The 13,883-nt window shown below is 40.0% G+C and carries 17 protein-coding genes; 5 read left to right on the plus strand and 12 right to left on the minus strand.

Translation table 11 applies throughout. From position 1 onward, the window contains the following. The first annotated feature begins 186 nt into the window (after nucleotides 1-186). Nucleotides 187-555 carry a helix-turn-helix domain-containing protein gene (locus BK575_RS24565; RefSeq protein ID WP_078414162.1) on the plus strand — a complete coding sequence of 123 codons (369 nt, stop codon included), beginning with the start codon at nucleotides 187-189 and terminating at the stop codon, nucleotides 553-555. Nucleotides 556-798: 243 nt separating this feature from the next. Here BK575_RS24565 and BK575_RS24570 read toward each other — a convergent pair whose 3' ends face one another. Together BK575_RS24570 and BK575_RS24575 are read right to left on the minus strand one after the other, a co-directional pair. Further along, nucleotides 799-1,959 carry an aminotransferase gene (locus BK575_RS24570; protein ID WP_078414163.1) on the minus strand — a complete coding sequence of 387 codons (1,161 nt, stop codon included), beginning with the start codon at nucleotides 1,957-1,959 and terminating at the stop codon, nucleotides 799-801. Then, nucleotides 1,959-2,459, minus strand: a complete 501-nt coding sequence (locus BK575_RS24575) for an Lrp/AsnC family transcriptional regulator (RefSeq protein ID WP_078414164.1) — start codon at nucleotides 2,457-2,459, stop codon at nucleotides 1,959-1,961. Before BK575_RS24575 ends, BK575_RS24570 begins: the two co-directional genes overlap by 1 nt. Nucleotides 2,460-2,696: 237 nt before the next feature. On the opposite strand from BK575_RS24575, the gene BK575_RS24580 reads away from it, so the two are divergent. After that, nucleotides 2,697-3,527, plus strand: coding sequence for an alpha/beta fold hydrolase (locus BK575_RS24580; RefSeq protein WP_078414165.1), 831 nt, complete (start codon nucleotides 2,697-2,699; stop codon nucleotides 3,525-3,527). Between the two features lie 153 nt (nucleotides 3,528-3,680). Here BK575_RS24580 and BK575_RS24585 read toward each other — a convergent pair whose 3' ends face one another. Next, the gene (locus tag BK575_RS24585; RefSeq protein WP_078414947.1) at nucleotides 3,681-3,935 is read right to left on the minus strand and encodes a DUF1871 family protein; all 255 of its coding nucleotides are present in this window, start codon (nucleotides 3,933-3,935) and stop codon (nucleotides 3,681-3,683) included. Nucleotides 3,936-4,047: 112 nt separating this feature from the next. Between BK575_RS24585 and BK575_RS24590 the strand changes: the two genes are divergently transcribed. Next, complete coding sequence (locus BK575_RS24590) at nucleotides 4,048-5,220, plus strand: MalY/PatB family protein (RefSeq protein ID WP_078414166.1); 1,173 nt, start codon at nucleotides 4,048-4,050, stop codon at nucleotides 5,218-5,220. 103 nt (nucleotides 5,221-5,323) lie between these two features. Here the strand turns inward: BK575_RS24590 and BK575_RS24595 are convergent, their stop codons facing one another. Both BK575_RS24595 and BK575_RS24600 read right to left on the minus strand, forming a co-directional pair. Continuing rightward, nucleotides 5,324-5,914: a superoxide dismutase family protein gene (locus tag BK575_RS24595; RefSeq protein WP_078414167.1), complete on the minus strand. Its 591-nt coding sequence runs from the start codon at nucleotides 5,912-5,914 to the stop codon at nucleotides 5,324-5,326. 157 nt (nucleotides 5,915-6,071) lie between these two features. Then, a complete protein-coding gene (locus BK575_RS24600) occupies nucleotides 6,072-6,269 on the minus strand; it encodes a hypothetical protein (RefSeq protein WP_078414168.1) in 198 nt (65 codons plus the stop codon). 82 nt (nucleotides 6,270-6,351) lie between these two features. On the opposite strand from BK575_RS24600, the gene BK575_RS24605 reads away from it, so the two are divergent. Further along, nucleotides 6,352-6,747: a kinase-associated lipoprotein KapB gene (locus BK575_RS24605; RefSeq protein ID WP_078414948.1), complete on the plus strand. Its 396-nt coding sequence runs from the start codon at nucleotides 6,352-6,354 to the stop codon at nucleotides 6,745-6,747. A 79-nt stretch (nucleotides 6,748-6,826) separates the two neighbouring features. Here BK575_RS24605 and kapD read toward each other — a convergent pair whose 3' ends face one another. Continuing rightward, nucleotides 6,827-7,450 (minus strand): 3'-5' exonuclease KapD, encoded by a 624-nt coding sequence (gene kapD, locus BK575_RS24610; protein WP_078414169.1) that lies wholly within the window; start codon nucleotides 7,448-7,450, stop codon nucleotides 6,827-6,829. Nucleotides 7,451-7,753: 303 nt separating this feature from the next. Between kapD and BK575_RS24615 the strand changes: the two genes are divergently transcribed. Next, nucleotides 7,754-8,059 (plus strand): transglycosylase domain-containing protein, encoded by a 306-nt coding sequence (locus BK575_RS24615; protein ID WP_169907972.1) that lies wholly within the window; start codon nucleotides 7,754-7,756, stop codon nucleotides 8,057-8,059. A gap of 203 nt (nucleotides 8,060-8,262) precedes the next feature. Here the strand turns inward: BK575_RS24615 and BK575_RS24620 are convergent, their stop codons facing one another. From BK575_RS24620 to BK575_RS24645, 6 genes are all read right to left on the minus strand, one after another. Further along, nucleotides 8,263-8,646: a hotdog fold thioesterase gene (locus BK575_RS24620; protein ID WP_078414949.1), complete on the minus strand. Its 384-nt coding sequence runs from the start codon at nucleotides 8,644-8,646 to the stop codon at nucleotides 8,263-8,265. A 184-nt stretch (nucleotides 8,647-8,830) separates the two neighbouring features. After that, nucleotides 8,831-9,370 (minus strand): HD domain-containing protein, encoded by a 540-nt coding sequence (locus BK575_RS24625; protein ID WP_078414171.1) that lies wholly within the window; start codon nucleotides 9,368-9,370, stop codon nucleotides 8,831-8,833. Between the two features lie 191 nt (nucleotides 9,371-9,561). Then, complete coding sequence (locus BK575_RS24630) at nucleotides 9,562-10,161, minus strand: sulfite oxidase-like oxidoreductase (protein WP_078414172.1); 600 nt, start codon at nucleotides 10,159-10,161, stop codon at nucleotides 9,562-9,564. Between the two features lie 112 nt (nucleotides 10,162-10,273). Continuing rightward, a complete protein-coding gene (locus BK575_RS24635) occupies nucleotides 10,274-11,590 on the minus strand; it encodes a Na+/H+ antiporter family protein (RefSeq protein ID WP_078414173.1) in 1,317 nt (438 codons plus the stop codon). 345 nt (nucleotides 11,591-11,935) lie between these two features. Then, on the minus strand, nucleotides 11,936-13,435 hold the full coding sequence (locus BK575_RS24640) for a leucyl aminopeptidase (protein WP_078414174.1): 1,500 nt from the start codon (nucleotides 13,433-13,435) through the stop codon (nucleotides 11,936-11,938). Between the two features lie 17 nt (nucleotides 13,436-13,452). Further along, complete coding sequence (locus BK575_RS24645) at nucleotides 13,453-13,830, minus strand: DUF309 domain-containing protein (protein ID WP_078414175.1); 378 nt, start codon at nucleotides 13,828-13,830, stop codon at nucleotides 13,453-13,455. Between the last annotated feature and the right edge of the window lie 53 nt (nucleotides 13,831-13,883).

Genomic DNA, 13,883 nt, shown 5'->3' on the forward strand with positions numbered 1-13,883 from the left:
ATAAAAACCACAATTTAACATTATATTACATTTCGTAAAAAAAAGGGCTTTTTGCTGCAGTTTTTTCAAAAAAGCTTCTAAAAAAATAGATTAATAAAGTGTCACTTTTTGTTCAGAAAATTCCAATACCTTATGCTTTAATCATGATAAGATGGAAGTAGAACAATATTTGAGGGGGCTTCACTTATGGAACGTATAGGACAAAATATTAAAATGTATCGCGAACTTAAAAAGATGACACAAACCGAACTCGCTCTCAAAGCGCGATTAGGCGTTTCTACTATCACTAAATTCGAGAATGGAGAAAAAAATCCAGACCGTCAAACTTTATTAAAAATCTCCACTGTATTGGATGTTCCTATTACGGAGTTAACAGGGGTACAAGAGGAAGGAATTGTCCATGCAGAAATAGATGAGGAACTAGTAGAATTAATTCACGAGATTGGAATAGAAAAGGCAAAATTCATTTTAAGAAAAATGAAGGATTTAAATGAACCTCAATATTTGCAGCTCGTAAGAACAGTATTTGAACAAAAATATGAGGTTGCAGAATAAATTAACTAAATTGCTTGTTTAAAGATTCCCTTAGATGGCTATACTACAAACATAAGGCTTTCTATAGTATTCCCCCCCTTTTTTCATATTGGCAAAACCTCTTAAAAGGTTCTGCCAATTTTTTATGTTCATCCTTTTTTCCTTATCCATAGGCAAAAGAAAAGTCACTAGACTATTTTATCATGTACATAACGGAACGGGCCATGACCAGCCTTAACTGGTCATGGCCCGTTATGCTCCGCCTCACGCGTGACGATTGACAAATCTCTGCATTCTTCCAATTGCCTCTTGCAATACTTCCATTGAAGACGCATATGAACAACGAACGTGCCCTTCACCGCCGCTGCCAAATACACTTCCCGGTACAACAGCAACCCGCTCTTCTATCAGAAGTTTCTCCGCAAACTCTTCGGACGTCATTCCTGTTCTTACCACCGAAGGAAACACATAAAAAGCTCCTCCAGGCAAATGACAGTCCAAGCCAATTTCATTTAACGATTTAACCATATAATTTCGGCGTCTGCGATAGCTTCTTCGCATATGCTCTACATCCTCACGCCCATTTTTCAACGCTTCGATCGCCCCATACTGAGCCATAGTGGGAGCACACATCATCGCATATTGATGAATTTTAAGCATAGCTTGAGCCAATGTTTTCGGAGCGCAAATGTATCCTAGCCGCCACCCTGTCATGGCAAACCCTTTTGAAAAGCCGGAGACTAAAATCGTTCGCTCTCTCATTCCATCCAAAGAGGCGATAGAGGAATGTTCCCCATCGTATGTTAACTCTGCATAGATTTCATCCGAGATGACCAGCAAATCATGTTTTCTGACAATCTGGGCAATCTTCTCTAATTCTTCTTTCGTCAATAAGCTCCCTGTCGGATTATTCGGTGAACAAAGGAGAAGCGCCTTCGTTTTCGGGCCGATTGCCTTTTCAAGTTGTTCCGCTTCCAGCTTAAACTCGGTATCGATTGTTGTCTCAACCCCTACAGGATGGCCTCCCGCCAACGAAACAAGCGGAGCATACGAAACAAAAGTCGGTTCCGGAATAATCACTTCATCACCCGGATCTAAAATAGCACGCATCGCGATGTCCAGCGCCTGGCTTCCTCCAACAGTCACAATTACTTCCGATAGCGCATCGTATGTAATATGAAACTGCAAATGCAAATATGAGGCAATTTCTTGTCTGAGTTCAACCAAACCTGCATTTGCCGTGTAAGCCGTATATCCCCGTTCCAATGATGAGATGGAGGCTTCACATATAGACCAGGGAGTGACAAAGTCCGGCTCCCCCACTCCAAGCGAAATGACGCCTTCCATACCCGCTGCCAAGTCAAAAAAGCGACGTATACCTGAGGGTTTCAACTGTTCCACTTGTTTAGATAGATATGATTTCATTACGGGGACACCACAATTCTTCGATCATCTTCGCCTTGCTCATAAATCGTTCCGTCATGCTTGTATTTCTTTAAAATAAAGTGAGTGGTCGTCGATAAAACAGAATCAAGCGTAGATAGCTTTTGAGATACAAAGTAGGCAATTTCCGACATAGATCTTCCTTCTACAATGACGGATAAATCATATGCTCCGGACATTAAATAAACCGATTTGACCTCAGTGAAGCGATAAATGCGTTCAGCGATTTCATCAAACCCTACACCGCGTTTTGGTGTGACCTTTACATCAATCATCGCTGTCACGTTTTCATGACCGTCCACTTTCTTCCAATTTATAGCTGTTCCATATTGTACAATGACTTTTTCTTGTTCAAGCTTATTAATGATAGCCGTTGTTTCTTCAAGCGACAAATCCACCATTTTGGCAATGACATCCACCGCAATACGACTATTTCTTTCCAGTATTTCAAGGATTTCCAATTCTTTTTCTTGTAAAAACATCATGAATCCTCCCATTTCCTAAATCAATTCAACCATCATTATAACAAATAACAATATCAAAAACGGAATTTTCCGTCAACGAAAAACAGAAATAAAAATTGGAAAATGAAATAACGCTTAAATAGAACCATTACGGGGAAACTATAAAAAAATTAACGAAGGGGATGGCTCCAAAAGACGAGACACCTATCTTTTGAAACATCCTCCTGTCCATAAAATATAGTTGGAGTGAAAAGTATGACGAACCATCCTCCTTTTTCATCACATTTTGAATCAATAAACGGCGTCTCCGTTTATTACGAGCTGCACGGATATTCACCTAAGAAACCAACCCTAGTTTTGGTTCATGGATTTCTATCTTCCAGCTTTAGTTTTCGTCGGCTCATTCCGCTATTAGCAGAGGACTTCTCCATTATCGCACTGGATTTACCCCCTTTCGGGCAAAGCGAGAAATCACTGACATTTGTTTACTCTTATAAAAACTTGGCCAATATCATCATCGCTCTCATTGAAAAACTCGGATTATCTAAAGTGACACTTGTGGGACATTCAATGGGGGGACAAATTTCTCTAAATGTCGCCAAATTGAAGCCGGATTTAGTGGAAAAAATCATTTTGCTGTGCAGCTCAGGCTATTTAAGCCGCGCCCACTACAGCTTAATTTTCTCCTCTTATATTCCTTACTTTTATCTTTGGGTGAAAACATGGATTGGCCGTAAAGGAGTCAGCGGAAATTTACAAAACGTGGTATATGATTTAAACATGATTGATGAAGAGATGATTGAAGGATATACAAAACCGTTTGGTGACGACCGTATTTTCATGGCCTTAACCCGGATGATTCGCGATCGGGAAGGAGATTTATCCTCAAACGATTTACGTTCTATTGAAACTCCAAGCCTGTTGATTTGGGGAGAGGAAGACCAGGTTGTCCCTTTAAAAATTGGAAAACGATTACAAACGGATATCCAGAATTCTACCCTTATTTCCTTTCAGCGAACAGGGCATCTCGTTCCTGAGGAAAAACCGGAAGCTATTCAAAATCACATGCTGCAATTTTTATACTAAGAGGGAAAAGAAACCCTTTTGACCCATCCTCCTGAAAGGCCCCTTCATGAAAATCCAGTAAAACCAAAGGATTATTTGAAGGGGCCTTCCAATAAAAACCAGCTTTTATGATTTATTAGAGCCTTATAGGACATCCACTCTTACCTGTCAGAGTTATATTTCACATGTACCGGTGTTCTTAATAAGTAAAAGCTCGCTTGCCTTCTTCTCACAAAGCGATAAAGGAATGATTTCCTCGAATGAAAACTCATAAATGCTTTGAATGCGGCGTGCCAGCTGTTTTTTCTCGTCATACCGATGAACCGCTTCAAGCACATCTATTACTTCTGTTTCATAAGCGTCTGTTCCATAACCAAGCGGATCCCATGTTAATAAATTTTCCATCAACTGGATGTTCGTATTTTGCATACTATCCACAAAAATCACCTCTCATTTTCCTTAAAAGGATTCATCTCCATTCAATCGAATAATACGTTATATAGAAATATTTTCATTTTGTTACATAGGAGGATAAAATATAATGCAACAGCCTTTTGATTATATCACGAATCGAAAACAGACTCATTCTGTAAAATGGGATGGGGTTCAAACCTTCTTCGGCTCTGATGATTTACTGCCCATGTGGGTAGCCGATATGGATTTCCAAGCTCCTGCACCTGTACGAGAGGCATTACAAAAAGCAATCGATCATGGAATTTTTGGTTATGCAATGACAACAACCGAAACAAATGAAACGCTTGTAAACTGGCTGAAAAAGCGACATGGTTGGCAGATTGAGCCGGAGTGGCTTGTTTATAACCCAGGCATCGTATTCGCCATCAGTATGGCTATCCAGGCTTTAACTGAACCGCAAGATGCCATTTTAATTCAAACACCTGTGTATGCCCCTTTTTTCAATATGATAAAACAAAACGAACGTACACTTATTGAAAATCCGTTAGTGCTTCAAAGCGACCGCTATATGATGGATTTTGAAGACTTAGAACAAAAGCTGAAACAAAATGTCAAGATGATGATCTTATGCAGCCCGCACAATCCAGGTGGGAGAGTATGGAAGAGAGATGAGTTGGAGAATGTATATAACCTTTGCCGAAAATACGATGTCATTTTGCTCTCGGACGAAATCCATGCCGACCTTGTCTATAAGCCTCACAAGCACATTCCAATCTCTTCACTTTGCCATCATGACAGCAGCAAGGTTATTACGTTTGTGTCGCCGAGCAAAACCTTTAACTTAGCCGGTTTGCAGGCGTCGGCAGCAATTATTGAACATAAAGAAATGCGAGAAGCGTTTACTCGTATGCAGCAAAAACAAGGTTTCTTCTCTTTAAATGCATTGGGTATCGTCGGCTTGGAAGCAGCTTATCGAGACGGAGAAGAATGGCTTGAACACTTGCTTACCTATTTACAGGATAATATTCAGTATGCTTGCCGCTTTATCCGTGAACGACTTCCTAAACTGAAAGTCATGGAGCCTGAAGGAACTTATTTGATTTGGATCGATTGCAGAGGTCTTGGATTATCTGATGCCAAGATTCGTACTCTCCTAATCGAACAAGGGAAAATTGCACTCGAACCAGGAACTAAATATGGACAATACGGCAGCGGATTTGTCCGCCTAAACATCGGATGCCCAAGAGAGCTATTAGAAGACGGTTTGGAACGCCTTTACCAATCCTTTTTAGATATATAAGAATATGTTTTACCTAAAAAACGTCATTCAAATTCTACATTTGAATGACGTTCCTTTTAGGAGAATAGCCAACAAAGTTGATTTTTGCCCTATCCTCTTTTCGCTACTCTTTTTCCTTGCCAGACTCATTTTTTCCCTCTTTGGCTCCTGTTTCTTCCGCTTCTTTTTTCTTTTCTTTATTTTCCGAAATCACTCCGCATGCGATGCGTTCCCCTGCATTGCCGGCAGGCTGGGTCATCCCATCATCTTTTCCTTTATGAACAACAAGAGATGTGCCCTGGCTCTGAAGTAAGGAATTTTTCCCTTCCTTCATCGTGACTCCCGGTGCCATGAATGTTCCACTAAATTTCCCGTCTTCTTTTACAATCAAATTAGGGAGATCTCCTGCATGGGCACCCTCTGGATGAAGTAACCCGTGTTCTTTTCCCTCAGGATTAAAGTGGTTGCCGGCCGATTTAAACTCGGGTGCATCACAACTTCCCTTTTCATGGATATGGATAGCATGTTCACCGGGAGGAAGCCCTTCCAGAGCAAGCTCCAATTCAACACCATCCGCCTTTTCACTCATTGTTACGGTTCCAAGGGAATCACCTGCAGTATTAAACAACTCTACATCTTTTTTTGTTATTTGCTGTTCCATACAACCAGCTAGAAAGAAAAAAGTAAGAAAGAAAATACTAGCTGCTTTTTTCATAAGCTCCTCCAATAAAAAGTGTCTTAGTGTCTTCAACATCTTTTCCAGTGAGGCAGAAGTTTAAACCTTTTTAGCCCCTTTCACAACCCGTAAAAATCTGGTTGATTTAACTAATAGTTGGTACATAAACATTCACTTTATTGGATTGAACAGACGCTTATTCCCGATTGGAGTCTTTCAATTTTTCTTCCAGCTGTTTAGCTGCCTGTGCTTCTTTTTTGGATATCCTTATAATAAACTTCATCGTCACTACAGCGGCCACTCCAAAAAGCAGCATCGTAAAGGCGGCCGGGATATATTCGGATTTATCTTCCGGAAAATAGAGAAATAACTGAAGAGTAAAAAATAATAACAAATTTAACACCTCACCTATAATCAGCTTGTCCTATATCCTTTATAATATTTTTACACCCATCTATCAAGGAGGATCATGAATGATGAACGAAAACGAATTAAAAATTGGCGATATTGTGACCGGCATTTATAAAACTGGAAAATATATCGGTGAAATTACACAAGACCGCTCTTCTCATTATCTTGTAAAAGTAAAAGCAGTTTTGAAACATCCACAGCAAGGAGACTTGCATAATCCAAAGCAAGCAGAAGTTCCATTCTTCCACGAACGCCGTGCCCTCGCTTTTCATGAACAAACAAACATACCGAAAAACATGGTCAAACCATATGTAGGAGAAATTCCAGACTATTATTCTTCTTTAGCTCTTGCACTCGACCAATTAATGGAACAGCTGGACAGCGAACAATCAAGCTATGCTTCCATGAGTAAAGAAAGATTGAATTCGTTGAAACAAGAGTATTTTAGAGGACGTTCCTAACAGGGGAAATGGATATTACCCGATGATGAGGCGAAACTAAAATAGAAAAGCCAAATCACTCTTATTGTTGATTTGGCTTTTACAATGCAAATTTATTAAGCAATTTAGAGAAATCAACCCGGTCACCAATCGTGGTAGGCTCCGGCTGCGCTAAATATCGTTTGTCATTTTCTACGAGTTTAAAAATGTTGTATGTTGTCATGGCATCATCAAGTGCACAATGATGTTTGCCTGTCCCTTCTTTTCCATATTCCTGTACTGCCTTCCAAAGCCCCGTTTGATTTTGATCTCCAAAGAAACGTTTGTATTCCATTGAAAGATCGATTTGTTTTCCCTTAAAAGGGAACGGCAGTCCGCTTTTTTGGCAATTATGCTTTAACACCTTCATGTCCATGTTTCCCCATGTAATGATGGTACTTGCAGCAAGACGTTCATAATCTTCCAATCGATGGATGAGCTCTTCTAAACTTATGCCATTATCTACCTGATTTTGTTGAATATTAAGAAAGGACTTACAACGTTCTGTCAATATAGGGAAAGCAGCGGGTTTGACATAAGAAGAGAAAGTATCGCGAATTTCTTGATTGACGACGGAGACAATACCAACTTCAATAATTTCAGGGAAAAAGCCTTTTGGATTCCCTTTGCCCTCAGGCATTGTAAATTCAAAATCGATAAACAAATACTGATGGTCATAATTCATCTACTCTTCACCCCTAAAGCATTATCCGTACATGATTATTACTTCATTATATCATGTAACATTTGATTATACGCCTATTTTTTACATTCCTTTAAAAAATTCTGAATTTTCAAGGCGTTTCATTTCTACTTTATTCATCAGCCTGTCTAATTGATTGAGGCAATTACCCCAAATTATTATTTTTTTACGAGAAAGTGAAACTTCATTCAGCCCTTAAATAAACCGAAATTTCCCGTAGCGATTCGCCTTTGCCTTTGCTAAAATGACATTTGTGACATATGAACTATAGAAAGAGTGAATCATTTGAGAACGTTTGCCGGGTTTCTCCTATTATGTATTCAATTACCCATATTCGTTGTCGTTCTTTTTTGTTCACCATTGAATGGAACAGCATTCAATCTCTTCAAAAAGAAAGTCCATGAGCTGACATTGGGAGAAATGGCCTTTTTAGCCTCTATTCCCAATAACCCGAGCTTGTACGATCCATTGGCTTCTTCACCTAAAACGACTAAACGGCAGCAATTCATTCTCAAAAAAATGCTTGAAGCAAAGAAAATAGGCGAAAGAGAGTATGAGCAAGCACGGCAGCAGCCCATTGATGCGGGGTAAAATAGTTGAAGATTGCTTGTGATCGCCTTATGTATAGAACAGGGAGCGTAGATGAAAACATCCACGCTCCCTGTTCTATATCGGCAGGCTCTTTAACATACTATTATAGAATGTTATGGTTAATAACGAAACGTAACTCATGATGTATTTATTTTTCATTCCATTTATCCTCTTTGTAATCTTGGCTCTTTTAAAAACGCTGTTTATTTTCTTTGCAGGATTGCCATTGTACAGCGGGAAATACAAATAAGCTTCTCTTCCTCGTCCGTAATCTTTATCTCCCATATCATCGTCGTTTTTCCCTTATGAATAGGAGTCGCTGTTGCCGTCACAATTCCATCCCGTTTAGCACGAACATGGTTGGCGTTAATTTCTAGACCCGCACAGGTTTCCGTTTCTTTATCCAAACATTCGTAAGCCCCGATACTGGCTACCGTTTCTGCCAAAGCAACGGATGCGCCGCCGTGAAGCAAGCCAAATGGCTGTCTCGTCCGCTCATCTACAGGCATCGTTGCCGTCACTTTTTCCTGACTCAAATGTGTAATTTCAATTCCCAATGCTTCAATCAATGTACTTTTTACATTCATATGTATCAGCTCCTTCTCTTTATAATCCATATTCTACCACTTTTATCCGTATGTTCTACATAATTCTCCTTATTTTCTGCATAACTTTCTTTCAGCGATATGCTGCTTTTTATTTTTCGGGAGGAAGTCTGCAAGACTTCCTCCCGAAAAATAAAACAGCAATGATGTTGTCATCATTGCTGTTTTATGAACCAAACTGCTCAAATGGTTTATATTGAAGCCATTGATCAATTTTTTCATCAAGTTCTTTTATCTTTTTTAACGCCAGAGAATCGCTCATTTCACGGTAATGATGCTTCCCGCCAGGCTCCTCATCCGCTTCATCAGCAAGACGTACAACCTTTTGCAGCGGGCGCTGTTTTAATGTCCCTTCCGGTAAATAGGAATCGGTATGCAGTAAGATAGCCAATGCGATTTCTTTCGCATTTTGTGGTTCTTCACCGAGACGAATCAGTAATTTATGAGCTCTTTCCGCCCCTTTAATGGCGTGAATATCATTTTCTTTATATTTTTTATAATCCCACTGCCCGTCTGTGTACCATTCGTAGTGTCCAATGTCATGCAGTAACGCAGCCTTTGCAGCCAAATCGGGGCTCACATTGAATTGAATGGCAAGACGATAGGCGTGATAAGCGACAGAAACAGCATGCGCAATGCCGGATCGTTTCAAATATTTTTGAGCGATTGGGTGAATAAAAATATCCGCTAAAGTTACACTTCTCATTTCCAGTCACCTCATTTTAGGTATTTCCGTAAACAATATCACACTTAATAAAAAAGAGCAATGGAATTGTTAGAACCTTTCACATTGTCCTTTCCTCCAGTATATGTGTTGTCTCAAAGAGATGTTCGGACAAACAAACCTTCCTCTGCCATTTCCTATTATCACCAAAGCGGTTATGAATGGTTTGCAAGTCAATCCCAGGAAAAGCGTTGTTCCTTCCAGGGATCTCCGTAATTATGATAGCCATTCTTTTCCCAAAACCCTGGTTGATCATCCGCCGTAAACTCAATTTTCCTCAACCACTTGGCGCTTTTCCAAAAATACAAATGAGGTACTACTACTCGAAATGGAAACCCATGCTCAGGTGTTAACGTTTCTCCATTATGTGAATGAGCCAATAAAGTCGTTTCTTTCAAAAAATCCTCAAGCGGAATATTAGATGTCCACCCTTCCTCTGCATGAAAAACAACATAACGAGCTCCCTGCTTTATTTTTATATGCTCTAAAAGCTCTGACAAAGATATTCCTGTCCACTTATTATCCAATCTTGACCAACCTGTTACACAATGAATATCAGTAGAAACCTCTGCTTGAGGAAGCTTCATTAGCTGTTCATACGTGAATACTCGAGGACATTCCACCAGGCCAAAAACCGTTAAATCCCATTGGTTCAAATCTGAATAGGAAGGAATATTTCCATGATGCAGGACCGGAAATTTAGTTGTGACATTTTGATTAGGCGGAACCCGGCTGTCTTTAGAAGAGGCTGGTTTTACTTTTCCAAAAAACATTTTCCCACTTCCTTATACATGACTTTATATTATTGTATCCGTAATGAAATAGATTGTCTTACAAAAAAATCCCCCAAAAGGCGAGTAAGTCCTTTTGAGGGATTTTTTGAACTTATAAAACTAACGCGGCAATCCATCCGAAAATGATTAATGGAATGTTGTAATGAATAAAAGTTGGCACACACGTTTCCCAAATATGGTTGTGCTGTCCGTCAATGTTCAAACCTGATGTCGGCCCTAATGTACTATCAGAAGCCGGCGAACCGGCATCTCCCAGTGCTCCTGCCGTACCAATGATAGCAATGGTAGCAAGAGGACTAAAGCCAAGTTCCATACATAAAGGAACAAAGATCGCCGCAATGATTGGAATCGTCGAGAAGGATGAACCAATACCCATTGTTACCAACAATCCGATAACCAGCATGGCTAAGGCACCGATCGCTTTACTATTTCCGATTAAATCAGCTGAGTTTTTTACGAGTGTATCAATATGCCCGGTTTCTTGAAGAACGCTGGCAAAGCCAGATGCAGACAGCATAACAAAACCGATGAATGCCATCATTCTCATTCCATCTGTCAGCATACTATCCGCTTCATTCCATTTAATACTGCCGCTGAAATACACAACGATAATTCCAGCCAAAGCTCCAAAAATCATGGAATCAAGCTGAAGCTGAATGACTAAAGAAGCGATAATCGCTGCCAATGCAACTACAATGCCTTTTGTTGTATAGCCCTTTTGAACACCATCTTGATTAACTTCAATGTCCTTATAAACTCTCGGCTTACGATAAGAGATGAAAACGGCAAGTAATAAACCAAATACCATTCCCAACACTGGAATAGCCATAGCTGTCGGAATATCAGCTTTATCAATCGCCATTCCCGCTTCTTTCATATTTGTAAACACGATATCATGGTAAATAGCTCCAAATCCTGTTGGTAGGAAAACATATGGTGTAATGAGACCAAATGTAATGACCGTTGCAATCAAGCGGCGATCCAACTGTAACTCATTAAACACCTTCAACAGAGATGGAATTAAAATTGGAATAAAAGCAATGTGAATCGGAATTAAGTTTTGTGAGAAGCAAGACATTAATAATATAATAAACACGATTAAGACTTTTGATAGAGCTTTACGCTTGGAATCACCTTTGCGCCCTACTATATTCAAAGCAAATTGAACGACGGCTTCTGGTAATCCCGTTTTAGAAATCGCTACAGCAAAACCGCCAAGGAGCGCATAGCTCAACGCGACGGAAGCGCTGTTCCCCAATCCTCCCGTAAAGACTTCAACTGTATTATTTAAACCAAGGCCGCCGGTTAGTCCTCCGACCATGGAGCCAATAATCAAAGAGAATACGACATTTACACGCAGCAAGCTCAACACAAGCATGGCGAGAACGGCAAGAATGACTGCATTCATGTATGAGACCCCCAACTTTTTCTTTAGTATGGTAAAACATTAGAGAATTAAAAATAATAAATTTATTATATTATGTATAATAATTTTGTCAATGGTTATCTGGAGGATTTTATAAAGGAAACTTCTATAATCACCGTTTCTTTGCTATCTGTCGGTTGTTGAATGACTTATAAGAAATTGACACTAAAAGATATACATCAATAAATTTTCTGAATATTATATTTTGTTATAATTAAATTCTCATTTTATCAGAGAGACATATAACACCGATAGACTACGTTTCGATATCGATGGAAAAAGGCCTGCTATGCACATTAAATACATAACAGGCCTTCCACCTTATCATTACTTTGCTTCAAATCGTTCTACAAGAGTCGCCAGCGTACGAACCATCACCCCGGTTGCCCCTTCAGGCCCTAAAGCATGATTTGCTTTCGCCTCTGAGGTTCCCGCAATGTCTAAATGTACCCATGGGGTGTCTTCTGCAAATTCACCGATAAAAGCCCCCCCCATAATGGCGTGCCCTTCACGTCCGGGTGAATTATTTAAATCGGCAACTTTACTTCCCCGAACACGTTCCTTATCCTTTTCAAAAATCGGTAATTGCCACATCGGCTCTCCTTCTTCCATGCTTGCTTCCCGTACTTGTTCAAACCACTCTTCATTGTTTGTCATAGCCCCTGTCGTATGCATTCCAAGAGCAATAATCACGCCTCCTGTCAGTGTCGCCACATCGACTAAATAGTTGGCCCCATGGTGTTTCGCATACGTAACAGCATCAGCAAGTGCCAATCTTCCTTCCGCATCCGTATTTAACACTTCAATCGTTTTTCCGCTCATGGATGTAATGACATCATCGGGTTTTAAAGCTTCCCCGTTAATCATATTATCTGTAGAAGGAATGACCGCCACCACATTTTGTTCAGGTTTCAATTCGCCGATGATTTCCATCGCGCCTAATACGGATGCTGCGCCAGCCATATCTGTTTTCATACCAACAATGCCGTCTTTCGGTTTAAGGGAATAGCCTCCTGTATCAAAGGTAATTCCTTTTCCCACCAGACCAATTACATCGTCCCATTGTTCTTTTCCTTGGTGTTTCAGTACAATCATTTTCGGAGGCTCAACAGATCCTTTGTTTACAGCAAGAAGCGCTCCCATTCCGAGCTTCTCCATATCTTCTTTTTCGAGTATTTCCAGTTCGAAATGGTACCTTTCCGCGAGCTCTGCAGCGTAGTTCGCCAAGTCTGTTGCTGTAAGCATATTGCCGGGCAAATTGACAAGCGTGCGGGCAGAATTCGTTGCTTTTCCGTACGTATATCCGACAGTTAAAGCCGCCTGCAGCTCTTTTTCATCTCCATCTGCGTATACAATCACATGCTCGAGTTGTTTTTCCGGCTCATTTGATTTTTTCTTATAATCCTCAAATTTATAGGTAGCGAGCGGCCACGCTTCGCTTAAAGCATGTGCTGCATCATATGTATCAAGATTGTCTGTCAAAAATGTCTCAAGGGCAATCGAAACCTCTTGTAGCTTTGCCTGTTGTACCGCTTTAAATAATAAACCAAAGGATTCTTTTAAATCTTGCTCCGTCAGCTTTTCTTTTTTGCCGAGGCCGACAAAAAAAAGACGCTTTGCCCCAAGCTTCCCAAACGTGTGAAGCTTCGAAACTTGTTTTGCTTTAACCGCAATGTCGCCCTCTTTAATGAATGTCAGCAATTCGTGCCCCAACGCTTCATCAATTTCTGCCATCAATCCTTGCGTCTGCTGATTTTGATTAAAAATCCCAACGACTAAAATTTCTGTTTTCTGTTGTAAATCGACGTTGTTTTTAACTGTAAACATAAAGAAACCCCTTTCTGTTACTCTTCTAGATATAAAATAAGATTAGGCAATACCGGCAAAGTATCAATCAACTCAAACGGGACGGAATCCATATTTTTTGGAAAAACACCTAAACACTTTTCCATAAACAAGAAAATCGGTTCAAGATCCAGCCCCCAATGAAAAGGCCGATAAGACTGTAAATATTGACACGCTGCACCCATCATCGCCCTTGCCCCTTTTATATTTCCATATCCATAATGGTATAGGGCAACGGTTAATTGCAACAAGCCTTTCAAAAATAGATTATCTTTTTCCGTCATCCACATATCTTCTAACAAATCGTGGCAGGTATAATAATCTCCCTCATTGAACTTAATAAAAAATTCATAGTACTCTAAAGGATAGCAAGCCATCGCTTCTCCCCCCTATTTAGAGATTATGTCCACTTCTTTCAGGGAAAGGTTTA

The organism is Priestia abyssalis, from assembly GCF_002019595.1.
Classification (GTDB): domain Bacteria; phylum Bacillota; class Bacilli; order Bacillales; family Bacillaceae_H; genus Bacillus_BA; species Bacillus_BA abyssalis.